Annotated in this window: 20 protein-coding genes; 15 read left to right on the top strand and 5 right to left on the bottom strand. The window is 67.4% G+C overall.

Annotation, left to right across the window (positions count from 1 at the left end; all coding sequences use genetic code 11):
- Window positions 1-27 precede the first annotated feature (27 nt).
- Window positions 28-1,122, top strand: a complete 1,095-nt coding sequence (gene dctP / locus BMZ25_RS14330; RefSeq protein WP_092694777.1) for a TRAP transporter substrate-binding protein DctP — start codon at window positions 28-30, stop codon at window positions 1,120-1,122.
- Window positions 1,123-1,333: 211 nt separating this feature from the next.
- The gene (locus BMZ25_RS14335; RefSeq protein ID WP_092694779.1) at window positions 1,334-1,753 is read left to right on the top strand and encodes a universal stress protein; all 420 of its coding nucleotides are present in this window, start codon (window positions 1,334-1,336) and stop codon (window positions 1,751-1,753) included.
- A gap of 1 nt (window position 1,754) precedes the next feature.
- Here BMZ25_RS14335 and BMZ25_RS14340 read toward each other — a convergent pair whose 3' ends face one another.
- Together BMZ25_RS14340 and BMZ25_RS14345 are read right to left on the bottom strand one after the other, a co-directional pair.
- A complete protein-coding gene (locus BMZ25_RS14340) occupies window positions 1,755-2,729 on the bottom strand; it encodes a calcium/sodium antiporter (protein WP_092694781.1) in 975 nt (324 codons plus the stop codon).
- A gap of 155 nt (window positions 2,730-2,884) precedes the next feature.
- The gene (locus tag BMZ25_RS14345; RefSeq protein WP_092694783.1) at window positions 2,885-3,811 is read right to left on the bottom strand and encodes a choline ABC transporter substrate-binding protein; all 927 of its coding nucleotides are present in this window, start codon (window positions 3,809-3,811) and stop codon (window positions 2,885-2,887) included.
- Between the two features lie 99 nt (window positions 3,812-3,910).
- Between BMZ25_RS14345 and betI the strand changes: the two genes are divergently transcribed.
- The 6 genes from betI to BMZ25_RS14375 all read left to right on the top strand — a co-directional run bounded on the left by betI (window position 3,911) and on the right by BMZ25_RS14375 (window position 10,148).
- Window positions 3,911-4,477: a choline-binding transcriptional repressor BetI gene (betI, locus tag BMZ25_RS14350; RefSeq protein ID WP_092694785.1), complete on the top strand. Its 567-nt coding sequence runs from the start codon at window positions 3,911-3,913 to the stop codon at window positions 4,475-4,477.
- Complete coding sequence (gene betC / locus BMZ25_RS14355) at window positions 4,474-5,979, top strand: choline-sulfatase (RefSeq protein WP_092694787.1); 1,506 nt, start codon at window positions 4,474-4,476, stop codon at window positions 5,977-5,979. The genes betI and betC overlap by 4 nt, the downstream gene beginning before the upstream one ends.
- A gap of 28 nt (window positions 5,980-6,007) precedes the next feature.
- Window positions 6,008-7,468, top strand: coding sequence for a betaine-aldehyde dehydrogenase (gene betB / locus BMZ25_RS14360; RefSeq protein WP_092694789.1), 1,461 nt, complete (start codon window positions 6,008-6,010; stop codon window positions 7,466-7,468).
- Window positions 7,469-7,535: 67 nt separating this feature from the next.
- Window positions 7,536-9,194: a choline dehydrogenase gene (gene betA / locus BMZ25_RS14365; RefSeq protein ID WP_092694791.1), complete on the top strand. Its 1,659-nt coding sequence runs from the start codon at window positions 7,536-7,538 to the stop codon at window positions 9,192-9,194.
- A 76-nt stretch (window positions 9,195-9,270) separates the two neighbouring features.
- Window positions 9,271-9,822, top strand: a complete 552-nt coding sequence (locus BMZ25_RS14370) for a hemerythrin domain-containing protein (RefSeq protein ID WP_235859885.1) — start codon at window positions 9,271-9,273, stop codon at window positions 9,820-9,822.
- Window positions 9,823-9,896: 74 nt separating this feature from the next.
- A complete protein-coding gene (locus BMZ25_RS14375; protein WP_092694794.1) occupies window positions 9,897-10,148 on the top strand; it encodes an HP1242/YdcH family protein in 252 nt (83 codons plus the stop codon).
- Here BMZ25_RS14375 and BMZ25_RS14380 read toward each other — a convergent pair.
- Both BMZ25_RS14380 and BMZ25_RS14385 read right to left on the bottom strand, forming a co-directional pair.
- Window positions 10,133-11,515 (bottom strand): helix-turn-helix domain-containing protein, encoded by a 1,383-nt coding sequence (locus tag BMZ25_RS14380; protein WP_092694796.1) that lies wholly within the window; start codon window positions 11,513-11,515, stop codon window positions 10,133-10,135. The genes BMZ25_RS14375 and BMZ25_RS14380 overlap by 16 nt on opposite strands.
- A 65-nt stretch (window positions 11,516-11,580) precedes the next feature.
- The gene (locus BMZ25_RS14385; protein ID WP_092694798.1) at window positions 11,581-12,798 is read right to left on the bottom strand and encodes a multidrug effflux MFS transporter; all 1,218 of its coding nucleotides are present in this window, start codon (window positions 12,796-12,798) and stop codon (window positions 11,581-11,583) included.
- A gap of 192 nt (window positions 12,799-12,990) precedes the next feature.
- On the opposite strand from BMZ25_RS14385, the gene BMZ25_RS14390 reads away from it, so the two are divergent.
- From BMZ25_RS14390 to BMZ25_RS14410, 7 genes are all read left to right on the top strand, one after another.
- Window positions 12,991-14,523 (top strand): acyl-CoA carboxylase subunit beta, encoded by a 1,533-nt coding sequence (locus BMZ25_RS14390; protein WP_092694800.1) that lies wholly within the window; start codon window positions 12,991-12,993, stop codon window positions 14,521-14,523.
- Window positions 14,520-14,927, top strand: coding sequence for a DUF6497 family protein (locus tag BMZ25_RS14395; RefSeq protein ID WP_092694802.1), 408 nt, complete (start codon window positions 14,520-14,522; stop codon window positions 14,925-14,927). Before BMZ25_RS14390 ends, BMZ25_RS14395 begins: the two co-directional genes overlap by 4 nt.
- Before the next feature lie 190 nt (window positions 14,928-15,117).
- Window positions 15,118-15,258 carry a hypothetical protein gene (locus BMZ25_RS20905; protein WP_177190471.1) on the top strand — a complete coding sequence of 47 codons (141 nt, stop codon included), beginning with the start codon at window positions 15,118-15,120 and terminating at the stop codon, window positions 15,256-15,258.
- Between the two features lie 57 nt (window positions 15,259-15,315).
- Window positions 15,316-15,666, top strand: a complete 351-nt coding sequence (locus tag BMZ25_RS14400; protein ID WP_092694804.1) for a hypothetical protein — start codon at window positions 15,316-15,318, stop codon at window positions 15,664-15,666.
- Between the two features lie 346 nt (window positions 15,667-16,012).
- Complete coding sequence (locus tag BMZ25_RS14405) at window positions 16,013-16,216, top strand: hypothetical protein (protein ID WP_092694806.1); 204 nt, start codon at window positions 16,013-16,015, stop codon at window positions 16,214-16,216.
- 129 nt (window positions 16,217-16,345) lie between these two features.
- Window positions 16,346-16,516, top strand: a complete 171-nt coding sequence (locus BMZ25_RS20910) for a hypothetical protein (protein WP_177190472.1) — start codon at window positions 16,346-16,348, stop codon at window positions 16,514-16,516.
- A 33-nt stretch (window positions 16,517-16,549) separates the two neighbouring features.
- Window positions 16,550-18,550, top strand: coding sequence for an acetyl-CoA carboxylase biotin carboxylase subunit (locus BMZ25_RS14410; RefSeq protein ID WP_092694808.1), 2,001 nt, complete (start codon window positions 16,550-16,552; stop codon window positions 18,548-18,550).
- A 54-nt stretch (window positions 18,551-18,604) separates the two neighbouring features.
- Here the strand turns inward: BMZ25_RS14410 and BMZ25_RS14415 are convergent, their stop codons facing one another.
- Window positions 18,605-19,093: a DUF4174 domain-containing protein gene (locus tag BMZ25_RS14415; RefSeq protein WP_092694810.1), complete on the bottom strand. Its 489-nt coding sequence runs from the start codon at window positions 19,091-19,093 to the stop codon at window positions 18,605-18,607.
- Window positions 19,094-19,183: the final 90 nt, after the last annotated feature.

Here is a 19,183-nt window from a genome sequence, read left to right on the forward strand (position 1 = left end):
AACCAAGGTTCAACGGAGGAGAAAGACATGACGAAACTGACTCTCGCCGGTGTGGCGCTTGCCACCAGCACGGCACTTACCGGGGCGGCCCAGGCCCAGGACTCGTGGCAGATGACCACGACGTGGCCCAGCTCGCTCGAGCTGATCGAGTTCGACCGGCACTTCGTCGACCTTGCCAACAAGCTGACCGGCGACGCTCTGACGATCGAGTTCTTCGAGGGCGGCGCGCTCGTCCCGTCGGGTGAGGTCTTCGGCGCAGTGCAGTCGGGCACCGTGCAGGCCGGCGCCGACTGGCCGGGCTACTGGGCCGGGCGCGATGCCGCGTTCTCGCCGCTGGCCACCACGCCGGCGCTGTTCAACGCCGTCGACTACGTCAACTGGATCAACCAGTGGGGCGGTGACGAGCTGTACGACGAGGTCTATGGCCGCTTCGGCATGGTCTATCTGCCCTATGGCGTGACCAACAACGAATCCGGCTTCCACACCAACGAGCCGCTCAGCACGATGGAAGACCTGCAGGGCATGCGCCTGCGCGTCTCCGGCCTCGAGCAGGGCCGCATCCTCGAGCAGCTCGGCGGCAGCCAGGTCTCGATGGCCGGTGGCGAAGTCTACCAGGCGCTCGAGCGCGGCGTCATCGACGGCGGCGAGTTCTCGACGCCGAACGTCGACTGGTCGGCCGGTTTCCAGCAGGTCACCAGCCACTGGGCGACGCCGGGCTGGCACCAGTCGGCCTCGGTCTTTGGCGTGATGATCAACAAGCAGGCCTGGGACGCGCTCGACGACGAGACGCGCGAGGCGCTCGAGGTCGCCGCCGACGCCACGATGCTGTGGTCGCTGGCCTTCACCGAGAAGCGCGCCACCGAAGCCTACGAGAAGTGGGACGAGGCGGTCGAGATCACCCGGTACGACGACAACGCGCTGGAAGAGATCCAGCAGGTCGCCAACCAGGTCATCATCGACGTCTCGTGCGAGAACCCGACCTCGGCCGAAGTCTACCTGAGCATGCTCGAGTATCTCGAGAACTATGCCCAGTGGCGCGAGGCCTCGGCGCCGTACAACCTCGGCCGCACGCCGAACGGCCCGGCCATCGACGAGGTGCGGGCCTGCGCCGAAGAGCAGTGACGCGCAGCCTGAACCTGTGCTGATTTGCGACGCCGCCGGCCCCGCGCCGGCGGCGTTTCTCGTTGTCCGGGCGCCCGTACGGGATTGATCTGGAACAACGACCCCCCCAATCTCCGTTGGTACGGGGTGGTCATGGGATCGCCGATGACCGGCAACTCCATCCACGCGCGCCGTATCGATCCGGCCGAGCGAAGAGAAGGGGAGACACGACATGTTCAATCACATCATGAGCCCGGTGGACCTGACGCACATCGACCAGCTGAGCCGCGCACTCGACGTCACGGCCGACATGGCCAAGCGGTACGACGCCAAGGTGACCTTCGTCTCGGCGACGAACGTGACGCCGGGCGAGGTGGCGCACTCCCCCGAGGAGTTCAGACAGAAGCTCGCGGACTTCGCCAAGCAGCAGGGCGAGAAATACGGCTTCGACGCGGAGTCGAAGGCCATGATCCTCCATGACAAGACCGCGGATCTCGACGATGCGCTGGTGGACGCCGTGGACGATCTGGGCGCCGATCTCGTCGTGATGGCGTCGCACACGCCCAACATGGCCGACCACTTCTGGTCTTCGAACGGCGGCAGCGTCGCCCGTCACAGCAAGGTGTCGGTGATGATCGTGCGCGGTCAGTAGATCAGACAAGCCCCAACGCGCCGCGCAGGGGCGGATAGAGCTGCACGGCCAAGTATGCGGCGTAGAGCGCGAGGAAGATCGCGCCCTCGCGCCGCGACACCCGCCATCCCGTCACCGCGAAGAGAACCAGCAGCAGCGTCGCGCCCAGCATCGCCCAGATGTCGAGCCGGATGATCTCGTCGGGGATGCTCAGCGGTGAGACGACCGCCGTGATCCCCCCGATCCCGAGGATGTTGAACACGTTTGAGCCGACGACATTGCCGAAGGCCACGTCGGCCTGCCGCCGCAGTGCCGCCATTACAGAGGTTACGAGTTCCGGCAGCGACGTGCCCACCGCCACCAGCGTCAGGCCGATCACCGCTTCGCTGATCCCGGCGAGCCGCGCCAGTTCGACCGCCGCACCGACCAGCAGGCTCGCGCCGAACACGACGCCCGCGATCCCGCCCGCCGTGAGCGCAAGCGCGGCGGGGATGGCCATGTCGCTGCTGCTGGCGTCGGCCTCGGCCGTGTGCAGGTGGCCCGCCGCCGACATGCGCCGTCGCTCGGCCAAGTAGGTGCCGATCGTGTAGCCGGCCAGCAGCACCAGCAGCCCAAGCCCGGCAACGCGTCCCAGGCTTCCGGTCAGAGCAATCGCCACGAGGATCAGCGTCACCGCCACCAGCACCGCCCCGTCACGCTGGAACGCCGCCCGCGTCGTGGCGATCGGCAGGATCACCGCCGCGGTGCCGAGGATCAGCAGGATGTTCGCGATGTTCGATCCGACGACGTTGCCCACCGCCAGCCCTGGCGCCCCGGCCAGCGCGCCCTGAAGGCTGGCGACAAGCTCGGGCATCGAGGTGCCGAACCCCACGAGCGTCAACCCGATCAACAGCTTCGAGACGCCCAGTCGCGTCGCCACGGCCACGCTGCCCCGCACCAGCGCCTCTCCTCCGGCCAGAAGCAGGACAAGGCCGGCGAAAAGGGTCAGAAGGGTCATCGTGACGGAAACCTCGTTACGCGCACGCCAGGAGATCGGGCGCCGATTGCGGATAGATCGTTGGTTTCGCCACCCTATTCAAGCTAAGGGCATGGAAAAACCGGCAGGACGCGCCTGCCGGTTCCTCGTCGTCGCGTCAATGCGTCCCAGGGGGCTCAGAGGCCGAGCTCGGCCTTCACCGCGGGCAGGCCCTCTTCGCCGTCGAGCGTCGTGACGCCCGCGAGCCAATCCTCGAGAACCTCGGGATTTTCCTCGATCCATGCGGTCGCCGCCTCGGTCGGCTCGGCACCGTCGTTCAGGATCGCGCCCATGATCTCGTTCTCCATCTCCAGCGTGAACGAGAGGTTGTCGAGGAAGGTGCCGATGTTGGGGCACGCCTCGGTGAAGCCCTCGGTCACGTTCGTGTAGACGGTGGCGCCGCCAAGATCGGGACCGAAATAGTCGTCGCCACCCGTCAGGTAGGTCAGATCGTAGTTCGCGTTCATCGGATGCGGCTCCCAGCCCAGGAACACGACCGGTTCGTCGCGGCGGCTCGCCCGGCTGACCTGCGCCAGCATGCCCTGTTCCGAGCTCTCCACGACCTCGAACTCGTCCAGCCCGAAGGCGCCTTCCTCGATCATGTCCATGATCAGGCGGTTACCGTCGTTGCCCGGCTCGATCCCGTAGATCTCGCCGTCCAGTTCCTCCTGGTGTGCCGCGATGTCGTCGAAGCTCTCGATCCCCAGCTCGGCGCCCGCGGCGTTGGTGGCGAGCGTGTACTTCGCGCCCTCGAGGTTGGCGCGAACGGTCTCGACGCTGCCGTCCTCGCGATAGGGGGCGATGTCGTTCTCCATCGTGGGCATCCAGTTGCCCAGGAACACCTCGACATCGCCGTCGGCCATCGACGTGTAGGTGACCGGCACGCTCAGCACCTTGGTCTCGGTCTCATAGCCGAGCGCCTCGAGCACGGTGGTGGTGGCGGCAGTCGTCGCGGTGATGTCGGTCCAGCCGACGTCCGAGAAAACGATCGTCTCGCAATCGGCGAACGCCGGCGCGGCGGCCGCGCTCAGGGCAAGGGCGGAAAGTCCCGTCTTGAGGGTCATGGCTGGTGTCTCCCGATTTGCATTCAGTTTCTTGATTGACGCGTCAATTAAAACGCACCAGATTGGCCTTGTCACCCCTTGATTGCGGATTGCGCCAAGATGCCGAAGCTCGGAATGGAGCCCATTCGCCGCGCCGCTCTCGTCGAAGCCGCCATCGACGAGATCGGCGATGCCGGCACGCTCGACGTCACCGTCGGGCGCATCGCTCGGCGTGCCGGCGTGTCCTCGGCGCTGGCGCACCACTATTTCGGCAACAAGGAGTCGCTGTTTCTGGCCGCGATGCGCAAGATCCTGTCTGATTACGGCCGGACGGTCCGCGCCGCGCTGACGGGGCGCGACGATCCGCGCGACCGGATCGAGGCGATCATCCGCGCCAGTTTCGACGAGACGAACTTCCGCGACGAGGTGATCGGCGCCTGGCTCAACTTCTACGTTCACGCGCAGAAGGTCCCGGCCGCCGAGCGGTTGCTCAAGATCTACCAGCGCCGGCTGATGTCCAATCTTTGCCACGACCTGCGCCCCCTCGCCGGAGAGCGGGCGGAACTCGTGGCCGAGGTCCTGGCCGCGCTGATCGACGGTATCTACATCCGCGCCGCCCTGGGGGACACGACCGGCGGCGCGACCAAGGTGCTCGACGTCCTCGACCACATGCTGGAGGCGACATGACCAAGCCGAACATCCTGATCTTCATGGTGGATCAGCTGAACGGGACCCTGTTCCCCGACGGTCCCGAAGACTGGCTCCACACGCCCAACCTGAAACGGCTGGCGGAACGCTCGGTGCGCTTCCGCAACGCCTACACCGCCTCGCCGCTCTGCGCGCCGGGCCGGGCGTCGTTCATGTCGGGCCAGCTGCCGTCGCGCTCGGGCGTCTACGACAACGCCGCCGAGTTCTCGTCGGACATCCCGACCTACGCTCACCACCTGCGCCGCGCGGGCTATCAGACCTGCCTGTCGGGCAAGATGCACTTCGTCGGCCCCGACCAGCTGCACGGCTTCGAAGAGCGGCTGACCACCGACATCTACCCCGCCGATTTCGGCTGGACCCCCGACTACCGCAAGCCGGGCGAACGGATCGACTGGTGGTATCACAACCTGGGCTCCGTCACCGGCGCGGGCGTGGCCGAGATCTCCAACCAGATGGAATACGACGACGAGGTGGCCTACCACGCCGAGCGCAAGCTCTACGACCTGTCGCGCGGCCACGATCCGCGGCCCTGGCTGATGACGGTCAGCTTCACCCACCCGCACGACCCCTACGTCGCCCGGCGCCGCTTCTGGGACCTCTACGAGGATTGCGAGCATCTTCACCCCGAGGTGCCCGCGATGGCCTACGAGGATCACGATCCCCACTCGCAGCGCATCTTCGACGCGAACGACTGGCGGAAGTTCGAGATCACCGACGAAGACATCGAGCGTTCGCGCCGGGCCTACTTCGCCAACGTGTCCTACCTCGACGAGAAGATCGGGCGCCTGATGGACATCCTCGACGATACCCGGCAGGAGGCGATCATCCTGTTCGTCTCCGACCACGGCGACATGCTGGGCGAGCGTGGCCTGTGGTTCAAGATGAGCTTCTACGAAGGCTCCGCGCGCGTGCCGCTGATGGTTTCGGCTCCGGATCTCGAGCCCGGCCTCGTCACCGAGCCGGTCTCGACGATCGACGTCTGCCCCACGCTCGGCGATCTCGCCGGCGTCGACATGGGCGACGTTATGCCCTGGACAGATGGCGAAAGCCTGGTCCCGGTCGCCAAGGGCAACGCGCGCACCAAGCCGGTCGCGATGGAATACGCCGCCGAGGCCTCCTACGCGCCGGTTGTCGCCCTCCGGTCGGGGCGCTGGAAATACACCAACTGCGCGCTCGACCCCGAACAGCTCTTCGATCTCGAGGACGACCCCCACGAATTGCGCAACCTCGCCCAGGCCGAGGGCCATGCCGGCACGCTGGCCGAGTTCCGCCGCGAGGCCGAGCGCTGGGATCTCGAGCGGTTCGACTCCGAGATCCGCGCCAGCCAGGCCCGCCGCTGGGTCGTCTACGAGGCCCTGCGCCAGGGCGGCTACTACCCGTGGGACTACCAGCCGCTGCAGAAGGCCTCCGAGCGCTACATGCGCAACCACATGGATCTCAACACGGTCGAGGACTCCCAGCGCTTCCCGCGTGGCGAGTGACCCTGACTTCATCTTCGGAAAAGTACTCATGACCCGACCCGACATTCAGCCGAAGGCCAGCCATTTCATCGATGGCGCCGCAATCGAGGACACCGACGGCACGCCCATCGTGTGCACCTACGCCGCGACGGGCGAGGAACTGGCCCGTCTCCACGCCGCGACGCCGGCCATCGTCGACCGGGCGCTCGCCGCCGCGGACCGGGCACAGGCGGAGTGGGCCGCGCTCCAGCCGGTCGAGCGCGGCCGCGTCCTGCGCCGCGCCGCCGACATCCTGCGCGAGCGCAACCACGGCCTGTCGGTGATCGAGACGCTCGATACCGGCAAGCCCCTGCAGGAGACGCTGGTGGCCGACGCGACCTCGGGTGCCGACGCGCTCGAGTATTTCGGCGGCCTCGCCGCCAGCCTCGGGGGCGAGCATATCCCGCTGGGCGGCGACTGGGCCTATACCGTGCGCGAGCCGCTGGGGGTCTGCACCGGGATCGGCGCGTGGAACTACCCGATGCAGATCGCCTGCTGGAAGGCGGCACCGGCGCTGGCCTGCGGCAACACGATGGTGTTCAAGCCGTCCGAGGCGACGCCGCTCTCCGCGCTGAAGCTGGCGGAAATCCTGGTCGAGGCGGGGGCGCCCGCCGGTGTGTTCAACGTCGTGCAGGGCTACGGCGAGGTCGGCGCGCAATTGATCGGCGACGACCGCGTGGCCAAGGTGTCGCTCACCGGCTCGGTTCCCACCGGCCGCAAGGTCTATACCGCGGCGGCCGAGGGGATGAAGCACGTCACGATGGAGCTCGGCGGCAAGTCCCCGATGCTGGTGTTCGACGATGCCGACATCGACAAGGCCGTCTCGGGCGCGATCCTCGGCAACTTCTATTCCTCGGGCCAAATCTGCTCGAACGGAACGCGGGTCTTCGTGCAGCGAAAGGCGCTCGAACCGTTCCTCGACCGGCTGCGCGAGCGTCTGTCGGGCGTGGTCATGGGCGACCCGCTGGACGAGGAGACGAATTTCGGCCCGCTGGTCAACGAGTCGCAGATGGAGAAGGTGCTGGGCTTCATCCAGGCCGGCCGCGACGAGGGGGCGCGCCTGGTCGCGGGCGGCGCGCGGGTCGACCGGCCCGGCTACTATGTCGAACCCACGGTGTTCGCCGACGTGACCGACGACATGACCATCGCCAGGGAAGAGATCTTCGGCCCCGTCCTGTCGGTCCTGTCCTTCGACACCGAGGAGGAGGCGATCCGGCGCGCCAACGCAACGCCCTACGGCCTTGCCGCCGGGGTGTTCACCAACGACCTGGCCCGTGGCCATCGCGTCGCCGCGGCGTTCCGGGCCGGGACGACCTTCATCAACCACTACAACGTCACGCCGGTCGAGATGCCGTTCGGCGCGGTGAAGATGTCCGGCTTCGGGCGCGAGAACGGCAAGGCCGCGATCGAGCACTACAGCCAGGTGAAGAGCGTCTATGTCGGCATGGGCGATGTCGAGGCGCCGTTCTGAGGCGCGACCGGAGCGGGGCGCGCGCCCGTCGGGCGCCGGCGCCCGCTCCGCCAAGCAGGAGGCAGAGATGCAAGCCGATTACGTGATCGTTGGCGCCGGCTCGGCCGGATGCGCCATGGCCGACAGATTGTCCGAGGCAGGGCGGTCGGTGATCGTGGTGGAACACGGCGGCTCGGATGCCGGGCCGTTCATCAACATGCCCGGCGCGCTGTCGTACCCGATGAACATGAAGCGCTACGACTGGGGCTACGAGACCGAGCCCGAGCCGCATCTGGGCGGGCGCCGTCTGGCCTGTCCGCGCGGCAAGGTGATCGGCGGGTCGTCCTCGATCAACGGCATGGTCTATGTGCGCGGCCACGCCCGCGACTTCGACACCTGGAACGAGATGGGCGCGACCGGCTGGGCCTGGCCCGACGTCGCGCCGTATTACAAGCGGCTCGAGACGTGGCACGACGGCGGTCACGGCGGCGATCCGTCCAGGCGCGGCACCGACGGGCCGCTGCATGTCTCTCGCGGCAAGCGGGATAACCCTCTGACGAAGGCCTTCGTCGAGGCCGGGCGCCAGGCCGGCTACGAGACGACGGACGACTACAACGGCGAAAAGCAGGAGGGCTTCGGCCCGATGGAGGCGACGATCCACAAGGGTCGCCGCTGGTCTGCCGCCTCGGCCTATCTCCGGCCGGCGTTGAAGCGGGACACCTGCACGCTGGTCCGGGGGCTGGTGCGCCGGCTCCGTATCGAGGACGGCCGCGTCACCGGTGTGGAGGTGGCGCGTGGCGGCAAGACCGAGGTGATCTCGGCGGCGGCCGAAGTGATCGTGGCCGCCTCGTCGATCAACTCGCCGAAGCTCCTGATGCTGTCGGGCATCGGCCCGGCGCAGGAACTGCAGGGCCACGGCATCGATGTCGTCGCGGATCGTCCCGGCGTCGGGCGCAACCTGCAGGACCACCTCGAGGTCTATGTCCAGCAGGCGTCGACGCAGCCCGTGTCGCTGTTCAATCACTGGTCGCTCCGGGGCAAGGCGATGGTCGGGCTCGAATGGTTGCTCCGCGGTACCGGGCCCGGCGCCTCTAACCAGTTTGAAAGTGCGGCCTTCATCCGAAGCAAGGCGGGCGTCGAGTATCCCGACATCCAGTACCACTTCCTGCCGCTGGCGGTGCGCTATGACGGTTCGGTCGCGGCCGAGGGGCATGGCTTCCAGGCGCATGTCGGGCCGATGCGCTCGGCCTCGCGGGGGAGCGTCACGCTGCGGTCGTCCGATCCCGACGATGATCCGGTGATCCGTTTCAACTACATGAGCCACGAGAGCGACTGGCAGGATTTTCGCACGGCGATCCGCCTGACCCGCGAGATCTTCGCCCAGCCCGCCTTCGATCCCTATCGTGGCAAGGAGATCCAGCCGGGCGAGGACGCGCAGAGCGACGCCGCGCTGGACGCCTTCATCCGCGAAAACGTCGAGAGCGCCTATCACCCCTGCGGCACATGCCGGATGGGCGCCGCCGATGATCCCGACGCTGTGGTCGATCCCGAGGGCAGGGTGATCGGCGTCGACGGCCTGCGCGTCGCCGACAGCTCGATCTTTCCCAGGATCACGAACGGCAACCTCAACGCGCCGTCCATCCTCGTTGGGGAAAAGGTCTCGGATCACGTGCTGGGCCGGACGCCGCTGCCGCGCGACAATGCACAGCCGTGGATTCACCCGGACTGGCAGACCGCGCAACGCTGATCCGCGCGCCGTCTGTGCGCTGCCGCGCATGGACGGCGCCGGATGCCGTGCCTAGCTTCGGGGCATGGATACGACGTTGAAACTCGAGAACCGCGAGGGGCTGCCAGAGCGCCTGCGCGTGCTGGTGGAAGAACTGCCGCGATCGGGCTGGGACGCGCATCCCAACTTCGACGGCCTGACGAAGTTCTGGCTCGACCGGCACTTGATGTTCCGCGACGTGCTGGGCCGGCTGCGGACCGGCAGCGAGGGTTTTCTCGACAACCAGCGCGAGCTGATGGCCCATGCGCGCGAGACGCAGCGCTATGCCGGCTTTCTTCTGAATGAGCTGCACGGCCACCATCACATCGAGGACGTGCACTATTTTCCCGCGCTGCAGGGGCTCGACCCGCGGCTCGAGGACGGGTTCGAACTGTTGGACGGCGACCACCACGCGCTCGACGGTCACATTCACGCGCTGGCGGAAAAGACGAACGCGTTCCTGCAATCGGTCTCGGAAGGCGGCTCGCGCGATGCCGCGGGGCGGCTGCACGAGTCGCTGGCGGGGTTCGAGACGTTCCTCGATCGCCACCTCGATGACGAGGAGGACCTTGTCGTGCCGGTGATCCTGAAATTCGCGCCCAAGCTCTGACGGCTTGATCCAGCGCAATGTGCCGCGCCATCCGGCGTGGGAGGCTTCCGTCGTCACAGACGGGAGCAGATCACATGGGCCACACACCCCACATCCTTGCCGAAGCGTTTCCCCGCGATGCCGAGAAGATCGCGCATCTGGCGGAGACGGACCCGCATTTCGCGCGGCTGGTCGATCAGTATCGCGAGGTCAACCGCGCCGTCCATCGGGCCGAGACGCTGGTCGAGCCGACCGACGACCTGCACGAGAACGAGCTTCGCAAAGAGCGGATGCGGCTGAAGGACGTGATCGCGCGGGCGCTGGCCGAGCGTCAGCCGACCTCGTAGGGCAGGGTGCCGCGCCGGTCGGGGTCGATGAGCAGGCTCCGCTCCAAGGGCGGGACGGCGCGCTGGTGGCAGTCGCGCCGTTCGCAGATCCGGCACGAGATGCCGATCGGCTCGAACGCCGCCGGGTTCGTCAGGTCGAGGTCGTCGGTATAGATCAGCTGGTCGGCGTGGCGCAGCTCGCAGCCCAGCCCGATGGCATAGCGCCGGGTCGGTGCACCCCATGCGCCACCGGTCTTCGAGACGTCGCGCGCCAGCAGGAAGTAGCGCTCTCCGTCCGGTGTCTGCGCCAGCTGGCGCAGGAAGCGGCCCGGCGTCTCGAACGCCGCGTGCACGTTCCAGAGCGGGCAGGCGCCGCCGAACCGCGCGAATTGCAGGCGTGTGGCGCTGTGGCGCTTGGTGATGGTGCCCGCCTGATCGACGCGGACGAAGAAGAACGGCAGGCCCTTCGCCCCCGGCCGCTGCAACGTGGACAGGCGGTGTGCCACCTGCTCGATCGAGGCGCCGAACCGGTCGGCAAGCCGTTCGACGTCGTGGCGGGTCTCCTGCGCGGCCTCGAGGAAGGCGCGGTAGGGCAGCAGCGCCGCCCCGGCGAAGTAGTTGGCCATCCCGATCTTCGCGATCGCGCGGGCCGTGTCCGTCCTGAACCGCGCGAGGTCCAGCGTTGCCTCCAGCAGGTCATCGTGGGTCAGCAGGGCAATCTGGTGCAGCAGCTGGAACCGCCGGCTTTCGGACGTGGCGCGGGAGGACAGGAGCAGGGTGTCCCCGTCGAACCGGCGCAGCGCGTCGTCCTCGGCCTGCCGCACGGTGATCCCGCGCTCGGCCAGCAGTGCCTCGGCATGGGCGACCGGATCGCCGTTCTGTGCAAACTTTTCCGCCGCATGATCCACGGCGTCGACGTAATTGTCGCAATAGTGAAAGAAATCGCGCACCTCTTCCCACGGGGACGGCTCGGCGCGGGCGCTGTCGCGGCCAAGCGCCTCGTCCAGCGAGGCGAGGCGTTCGTGGGTCTGGCGGTAGGCGCGGTGCAGCTCCAGGAACGCCCGCGCAAAGACGGGCGCGTTCGAGGCGGCGAGCCGGAGATCGGCCAAGGGCGGGGCGGTGTCGCCGAAGACCGGGTCGGCCAGCGCCTCGCGCATGTCTGTCACCATCCGCTCGGCATCGCCCGCCGACAGCTCGGTCACGTCGAAGCCGAACTCGGACGCCAGCGCGAGCACCACGCCCGTCGAGACGGGGCGATGGTTGTTCTCCATCTGGTTGAGATAGGGCAGCGAGACGCCGAGCCGCTGCGCGAACGCCTTCTGCGTCAGGCCCAGCCGGGTGCGTGTCTCGCGCAGCTTGACGCCGGCATAGAGCTTTTGCTGGGCCATTTGGCCGGCTCCTTCGGGTTTGCTGTCGCAAACCTGCCTTTGCAAAGCCGCTCGGGCAAGGGCCGTCAGGGCGCGTTCACCTGCCGGTCGCGATAGATCGTGTAGAGGATCGAGGCCACGCCAAGCACACCGGTGACCAGCATCATCACCAAGAGCGGCGTCGCGCCCGTGCCGGGCGTCAGCAGCGCCCCGGCCAGCGCAGACAGCGCCGCGCCGCCGCCGATCATGATCGCCCCGCCAAGGCCGCTGGCCGTTCCCGCAAGGTGCGGCCGCACCGACAGCAGGCCCGAGGTGGCGTTGGGCAGCACCATTCCGTTGCCGAGGCCGACGAAGGTCATGAAGCCGAAGAAGCTCAGCGCGGTGCCATGGCCCGCCAGGAAGATCAGCAGGGAGACCGCGATCCCGCCCGCCGACAGCAGTGCGCCGACCAGCACCATCGTGTTGATCCCGAAGCGGACCGAGTAGCGCCCCGACGCGAAGTTGCCGCCGATATAGCCGACCGCCGGCGCCCCGAACAGCACGCCGAGCATGGTGGGCGTCAGTCCGAACACCTCGGAGCCCACGAAGGGCGCGCCGCCAAGATAGGCGAAGAACGCCCCGGATGCGAAGGCGGCGGCCAGCGAATAGCCCCAGAACCGGCGGGCGGTCAGCAGTTCGGGGTATTCGCGGAACTGGGCGGCAAAGCTGGCCGAACGCGACAGCGCCGTCTCGCCCATGTCGCGGTGCGCGATCCACATCACGAGGGCGCCCAGCAGGAACAGCAGCCAGAAGCTCGCCTGCCAGCCGAACGCGCCGTCCAGCGCGCCGCCGATCGCCGGGGCGACCATCGGGGCCACCGCCATTCCCATCGTGACATAGCCGATCATCGACGCCGCCTGGGCCTGCGGAACCATGTCGCGCACCACCGCCCGGCTCAGGACCAGCCCTGTCACCATGACCGCCTGCAACATGCGGAAGGCCAGGAAGCTCTCGACGTTGGGGGCGTAGATGCAGCCCAGCGTCGCGGCCATGAACAGGACGATCGAAATCAGCATCACCGGCCGCCGGCCGTAGCGGTCCGAGACCGGCCCGATGATGACCTGCAGGATCGCGTTCATCGCCAAGTACAGCGCCACCGACAGCTGCATCACCCGGTACTGGGTGTCGAACCACTCGGTCATGCTGGGCAGGGAGGGCAGAAAGATGTTCTGCGCCAGCGCCTGCAGCGCGGCGAGGAAGATCAGGGTCGAGATATGGGGCGGGGTCGTCCGGTCGAGGAACCGGACCGTCGGAGCGTCTGTCATCCCGCATGGAGCTAGCGGCGCGGCGCGGCAAGGTCCAGACTGCGCGGGATCACCGCGATGGCGCTGTGGCTGATTTTGCACATTCGCAATATTCCGGAAGGTGGCGCCGAACGATTTGCAAATATTCCGGATGAGGCTTTTGCCGTGGCCGGGCTTCGCCTATCACGGGGAGGAATAAGGGAGGCCGAGCCGATGAAAGACATCCTCGAACAACTCGAAGCGCGGCGTGACACTGCGCGGCTCGGCGGCGGGCAGAAGCGCATCGACGCGCAGCACGCCAAGGGCAAGCTGACGGCGCGCGAGCGGGTCGAGCTTCTCCTCGACGAGGACAGCTTCGAGGAGTTCGACATGTTCGTCGCCCATCGCGCGACGGATTTCGGCATGGCCGAGCAGAAGGTTCCGGGCGACGGCGTCATCACCGGCTGGGGCACGATCAACGGCCGGCAGGTCTATGTGTTCAGCCAGGACTTCACCGTGTTCGGCGGCTCCCTGTCCGAAACGCATGCCCAGAAGATCTGCAAGATCATGGACATGGCGGTGCAGAACGGGGCCCCCGTGATCGGCATCAACGATTCCGGCGGCGCGCGCATCCAGGAGGGCGTGTCGAGCCTCGCGGGGTATGCCGAGGTGTTCCAGCGCAACATCATGGCGTCGGGCGTCGTGCCGCAGATCAGCGTCATCATGGGGCCCTGCGCAGGCGGGGCGGTCTACAGCCCGGCGATGACGGATTTCATCTTCATGGTGAAGGACAGCAGCTACATGTTCGTCACCGGCCCCGACGTGGTGAAGACCGTCACCAACGAGGTCGTCACCGCCGAGGAACTTGGCGGTGCCGTAACCCATACCCGCAAGTCCAGCGTCGCCGACGGGGCGTTCGATAACGACGTCGAGGCGCTGGTCGAGGTGCGCCGGCTGGTGGATTTCCTTCCCCTCAGCAACCGCGAGAAGGCGCCCGTGCGCCCCTTCTTCGACGACCCGCGCCGTCACGAGGACAGCCTCGACACGCTGGTCCCCGAGAACGCGAACACGCCCTACGACATGAAGGAGCTGATCACCAAGATCGCGGACGAGGGCGATTTCTACGAGATCCAGGAGGAGTTCGCGAAGAACATCGTCACGGGCTTCGTGCGGATGGAAGGGCAGACGGTCGGCGTCGTCGCGAACCAGCCGATGGTGCTGGCCGGGTGCCTCGACATCGACTCAAGCCGAAAGGCGGCGCGCTTCGTCCGGTTCTGCGACGCGTTCGAGATCCCGATCCTCACCTTCGTCGACGTTCCCGGCTTCCTGCCCGGCACGGGGCAGGAATTCAACGGCGTCATCAAGCACGGCGCCAAGCTGCTGTTCGCCTATGGCGAGGCGACGGTGCCGAAGGTCACGGTCATCACCCGCAAGGCCTATGGCGGCGCCTACGACGTGATGAGTTCCAAGCACCTGCGCGGCGATTTCAACTATGCCTGGCCGACGGCCGAAATCGCGGTGATGGGTGCCAAGGGGGCGACCGAGATCCTTTATCGCTCCGAGCTGGGCGATGCCGAGAAGATCGCCGCGCGCACCGAGGAATACGAGACGAACTTCGCCAACCCGTTCAAGGCGGCGGAGCGGGGCTTCATCGACGAGGTCATCATGCCCCATTCCACCCGGCGCCGGGTGTGCCGTGCCTTTGCCGCGCTGCGCGGCAAGAAGCTGCAGAACCCCTGGAAGAAGCACGACAACATCCCGCTGTGAGACACGCGATTCCGAACCGTACCGCCGCGATCCTGGTCGCCGGCCTTGTCTGCGCCGGCACACCGGCCGCGGCGCAGCAGGACATCCACCTGCCGTCGGGCCGCGACGTGTCGCTGATCGAGATGCGGACGGACTCGCCGGGGGCGGATCGGATCTATCGCTTCCGATTCCTCGCGCCGGGGCTAGAGGGGCCGTCGGATTTCGATACCGCCGAGGACGACATGGCCTATCTGTGCGAGCACTACGCGATTCCGCATCTGCCCGAGGACGGCCCGGCGGCGGACAGGATCGTCGTGTCCCTGTCCGATCGGGAGATCCCGTTCGGCCAGTCGGTGCCCGAGGCCGTCCAGTTCTTCGAAGCCTACCGGCCCGAGGGCGGAACCTGCATCTGGGAGGGGCTGTGATGGCGGCAAGCATGGGGGCGCATGATGCGCGCCAAACACAAGATGACGCCCACGTGAACACCGCAATTGTTTCCGGCTACGCTTCGGTTATCGTTGCAAAATGGCCTCAGTCGGGGCCTCGCCGCGCCGGGCCGGAACACGGGGACGTGTCGCGCCGTTGGCCGGCGGCAATTGATACGAGGAGTGACCAATGCCCAAGAGCGTCAAGTTCGCCGTCGTTCTCGGCCTCACGGCTTTCGCCGCGGCCTGCGCGCAGGAAGAACCCACCGAGGTCGTCTACACCGACCCGGCCCCCACGGTTCAGCCCGAGCCGAGCTACAACAAGTACTGAGGCCGCGCTGCGGCGGGTCGCCCCGTCGCAGCGGTACGAGAACGGGGAGGGCGCGAGGTGATCAAGCATCGCGGCTTCCCCGGCCGGCTTCCCGGCACCGACTACCAGTTCACCATCCGCCGTCCCAACCCGAAGGGCGCGACGCGGATCATCCGGCGCGAGCGGCACGCCGACCGCCGCCCGGCGGACCGGCGCGCCGACGAGGGTTTCATCCTCGCCCTGTGGGAGCAGTTCGGCGAAGAACCGTTCGAACGCGGCAATCTCGACGCCGGACGCATCTCGTGGCTCTTCGGGCGCGAGGTCGTCCCCGCCGAGGAGCCATTCGATCCCGAAAGCTACGACGCGCTGCTCCGGCTCGATGCGGAACAGGTGCTCGTCAGCTTCCCCGACCTGTTCGACCGCGCGTGATCGGCATGATCCGGCGCATCGTCTTTTCCGACCGGCATGTTTCGGCTGAACACGGCCCGGTTGCGGAAATTGCCTTTGGCGTTGCCGGGTCAACGCGCAATCTCGTTCACGGCGGCACGCCATCCCTCGAGCGGCGCGTCGTCTGGTTTCTGAACCGTTACCCTTCCCCTTCGCTTCGGCCTGGTCCTTCGTGGATCAGGCCGCCTTTTTCGCCGACGGCGGAAAACTGGCGCGCGCGGCGGGGAATTGCCTACAGGTACGCAGAAGAATACTCTGTCATTGTAGACATTTGTGTGTCGGCACTAGGTTGCCTTTCGCAAACATCGACAAACGGAGACGATAGCTCATGTCGCACAAGATCTGGATCCTCGGCGTGGGTGCCGCCATCGCCCTTTCGGCGTGCACCTACAACCCCGACCTCAACCGTGCCGCGGTCGGCGCGGGCGCCGGCGGTCTTGCCGCTGCTGCGACCGACAACGATCCGGCCATCGGTGCGGCGCTCGGCGCCGGCGCCGGTGCGCTGTGCGACGACGTGGGTGCCTGCCGCTAACGGTCGGTATTCCGGCGGTGGCCATACGGCCGCCCGCCACCTGTTTTCAGGAAATGGCGCGTCCCGCACGGGGCGCGCCATTTTTCGTGTATCCTGCCGCCCTGCGGTACCCCTGACGGAGAGAATTGCATGTTCGCCCGCCCCCTTGCCCTATTGCTGACACTGGCCGCGCTGACGGCCTGCGCGCCGAGCACCGCCCTGGAAGAGCCGCCGACCGGCGGTCTCGACGCCGCCGACAGTGCCGAGCGTCCCTGCGACGGAGTCGTTCCGCAGATGTGTCCCTACGATTACGAGCCGTGATGACGAGCGACGATGCGGGACGGGGGAGCTGAGATGTTCAAGAAGATACTGATCGCGAACCGGGGCGAGATCGCCTGCCGGGTCATCAGGACGGCGCGGGCCATGGGGATCGGCACCGTCGCCATCTATTCCGACGCGGACCGGAACGCGCTGCACGTCGAGATGGCCGACGAGGCGGTGCATGTCGGGCCGGCGCCCGCCAACCAGTCCTACATCGTCATCGACAACGTCCTGCGCGCGATCCGCGACAGCGGCGCGGAGGCGGTCCATCCCGGCTATGGCTTCCTGTCGGAGAACCCGAAATTCGCCGCCGCGCTGGAGGAGGAGGGCGTCGCCTTCATCGGGCCGCCCAAGGGCGCGATCGAGGCGATGGGCGACAAGATCACGTCCAAGAAGCTCGCCAAGGAGGCGGGCGTGAACACCGTGCCGGGCGTCATGGGGCTGATCGAGGACGCCGAGGAGGCGGTGCGCATCGCCTCCGAGATCGGCTATCCGGTGATGCTCAAGGCGAGCGCCGGCGGTGGCGGCAAGGGGATGCGCATCGCGTGGGACGACGAGGAGGCGCGCGAAGGCTTCCAGTCGTCCAAGAACGAGGCCGCGTCGAGCTTTGGCGACGACCGAATCTTCATCGAGAAGTTCGTCACCCAGCCGCGCCACATCGAGATCCAGGTGCTCTGCGACCAGCACGGCAACGGCATCTACCTGGGCGAGCGGGAATGTTCGATCCAGCGCCGCAACCAGAAGGTTATCGAAGAGGCGCCGTCGCCGTTCCTCGACGCCGAGACGCGCGAGCGGATGGGCGAGCAGGCGGTCGTGCTGGCCAAGGCCGTGGGCTATACCAGCGCGGGGACGGTCGAGTTCATCGTGGACGGCGACAAGAACTTCTACTTCCTCGAGATGAACACCCGCCTGCAGGTGGAACACCCGGTGACCGAACTGATCACCGGCGTCGACTTGGTCGAGCAAATGATCCGCGTCGCGAACGGCGAGCCGCTGACGCTGCACCAGGAGGACGTCGAGCTGAACGGCTGGGCGATCGAGAGCCGGCTCTATGCCGAGGATCCGTATCGCAACTTCCTGCCCTCGATCGGGCGGCTGACGCGCTACCGTCCGCCGCAAGAGGCGGTGACCGAGACCGCCATCGTCCGCAACGACACCGGCGTGTTCGAGGGCGGCGAGATCTCGATGTACTACGACCCGATGATCGCCAAGCTGTGCACCTGGGCGCCGTCCCGGTCCGAGGCGATCGAGGGGATGCGCGTGGCGCTCGACGCGTTCGAGCTCGAGGGGATCGGACACAACCTGCCGTTCCTGTCGGCGGTCATGGATCACCCCCGGTTCGTCAGCGGCGACATCACCACCGCCTTCATCGGCGAAGAATACCCCGAGGGTTTCGCGGGCGCCGAGCTGGAACACACGCGCCTGCGCAAGGTCGCCGCGGCTGTGGCCGCGATGAACCGTGTCGCCGAGATCCGCCGTACACGCATTTCGGGACGGATGGACAATCACGAGCGCAAGGTCGGCACCGACTGGGTCGTGACCGCCCAGGGCGCGCGCTTCGACGTCACCATCGACGCCGACCGCGAGGGCGCGACGGTGCATTTCGCCGATGGCAGCATCCACCGCGTCGCGTCGGACTGGCTGCCGGGGCAGCCGCTGGCCCGGCTCGACGTGGACGGCGAGCCGCTGGTGCTCAAGGTCGGGCGGATCACCGGCGGCTACCGTATCCGCACCCGCGGCGCCGACCTGCGCGTCCACGTGCACGCGCCGCGCCAGGCCGAGCTGGCCGCCCTGATGCCCGAGAAACAGGCGGCGGACACGTCGAAGATGCTGCTGTGCCCGATGCCCGGCCTGATCGTGAAGATCGACGTCGAGCCGGGACAGGAGGTGCAGGAAGGTCAGCCGCTCTGCACGGTCGAGGCCATGAAGATGGAGAACATCCTGCGGGCCGAGCGCCGGGCCGTCGTGTCCAAGATCAACGCCGGGCCGGGCGACAGCCTGGCGGTGGACGACGTCATCATGGAGTTCGAGTGAGGCGATGATGCGCGGGTCAGGGCAACGCCGGGAGGGTCGCGCGCCGTGGGCGTGTCAGCCGCCGGGCTTGTTCGCGTCGCGGAGCTCCTGCCGGCGCAGAGGCGACTTGTCGATCGATCGGGTGATCTCGCGCACGTTCCAGGGGAAGGGCTTGCGGAGTTTGACGCCGCCATCCTTGCCGACCATCGCGAACATGAACCCGCGCGGCCGCAGCGCCTGCCGCGCGTCGCTCTCGCCGGCTGGATCGGTGTCGGTGATGACGACCACGTCCCGGTCGGCGAGGGACTGCGGATCCTCGCGCAGGAGGTTCAGCTGCTCGCGGAAGTTGGGGTTGTTCGGGCTGTCGGAAAACACGACCAGCGGCCGCGCGATCCAGCGGAACGCCTCCAGATCGACCTCGGCGGCATCGAAGAACTGGGTCGGGTCGGCCTGCCAGGCCTCGACCGGATCGAAGGAGTCGGTGCTCTCGATCGTGCCGGCGTCCTGCGCGGCCGCCGGCGAGATGAGGCTCAGGCCCAGTAGAAGCGTGAGAAGCGTGCGCATGATCCCTCCTGTTCAACGGGATATAAGACGGATCGCAATGAAAACGAAGGGTGGTGCGGGCTTCGGCCGCGCCTCGGGTCGAATGGAGGA

Source organism: Tranquillimonas rosea (genome assembly GCF_900111315.1).
Classification (GTDB): domain Bacteria; phylum Pseudomonadota; class Alphaproteobacteria; order Rhodobacterales; family Rhodobacteraceae; genus Tranquillimonas; species Tranquillimonas rosea.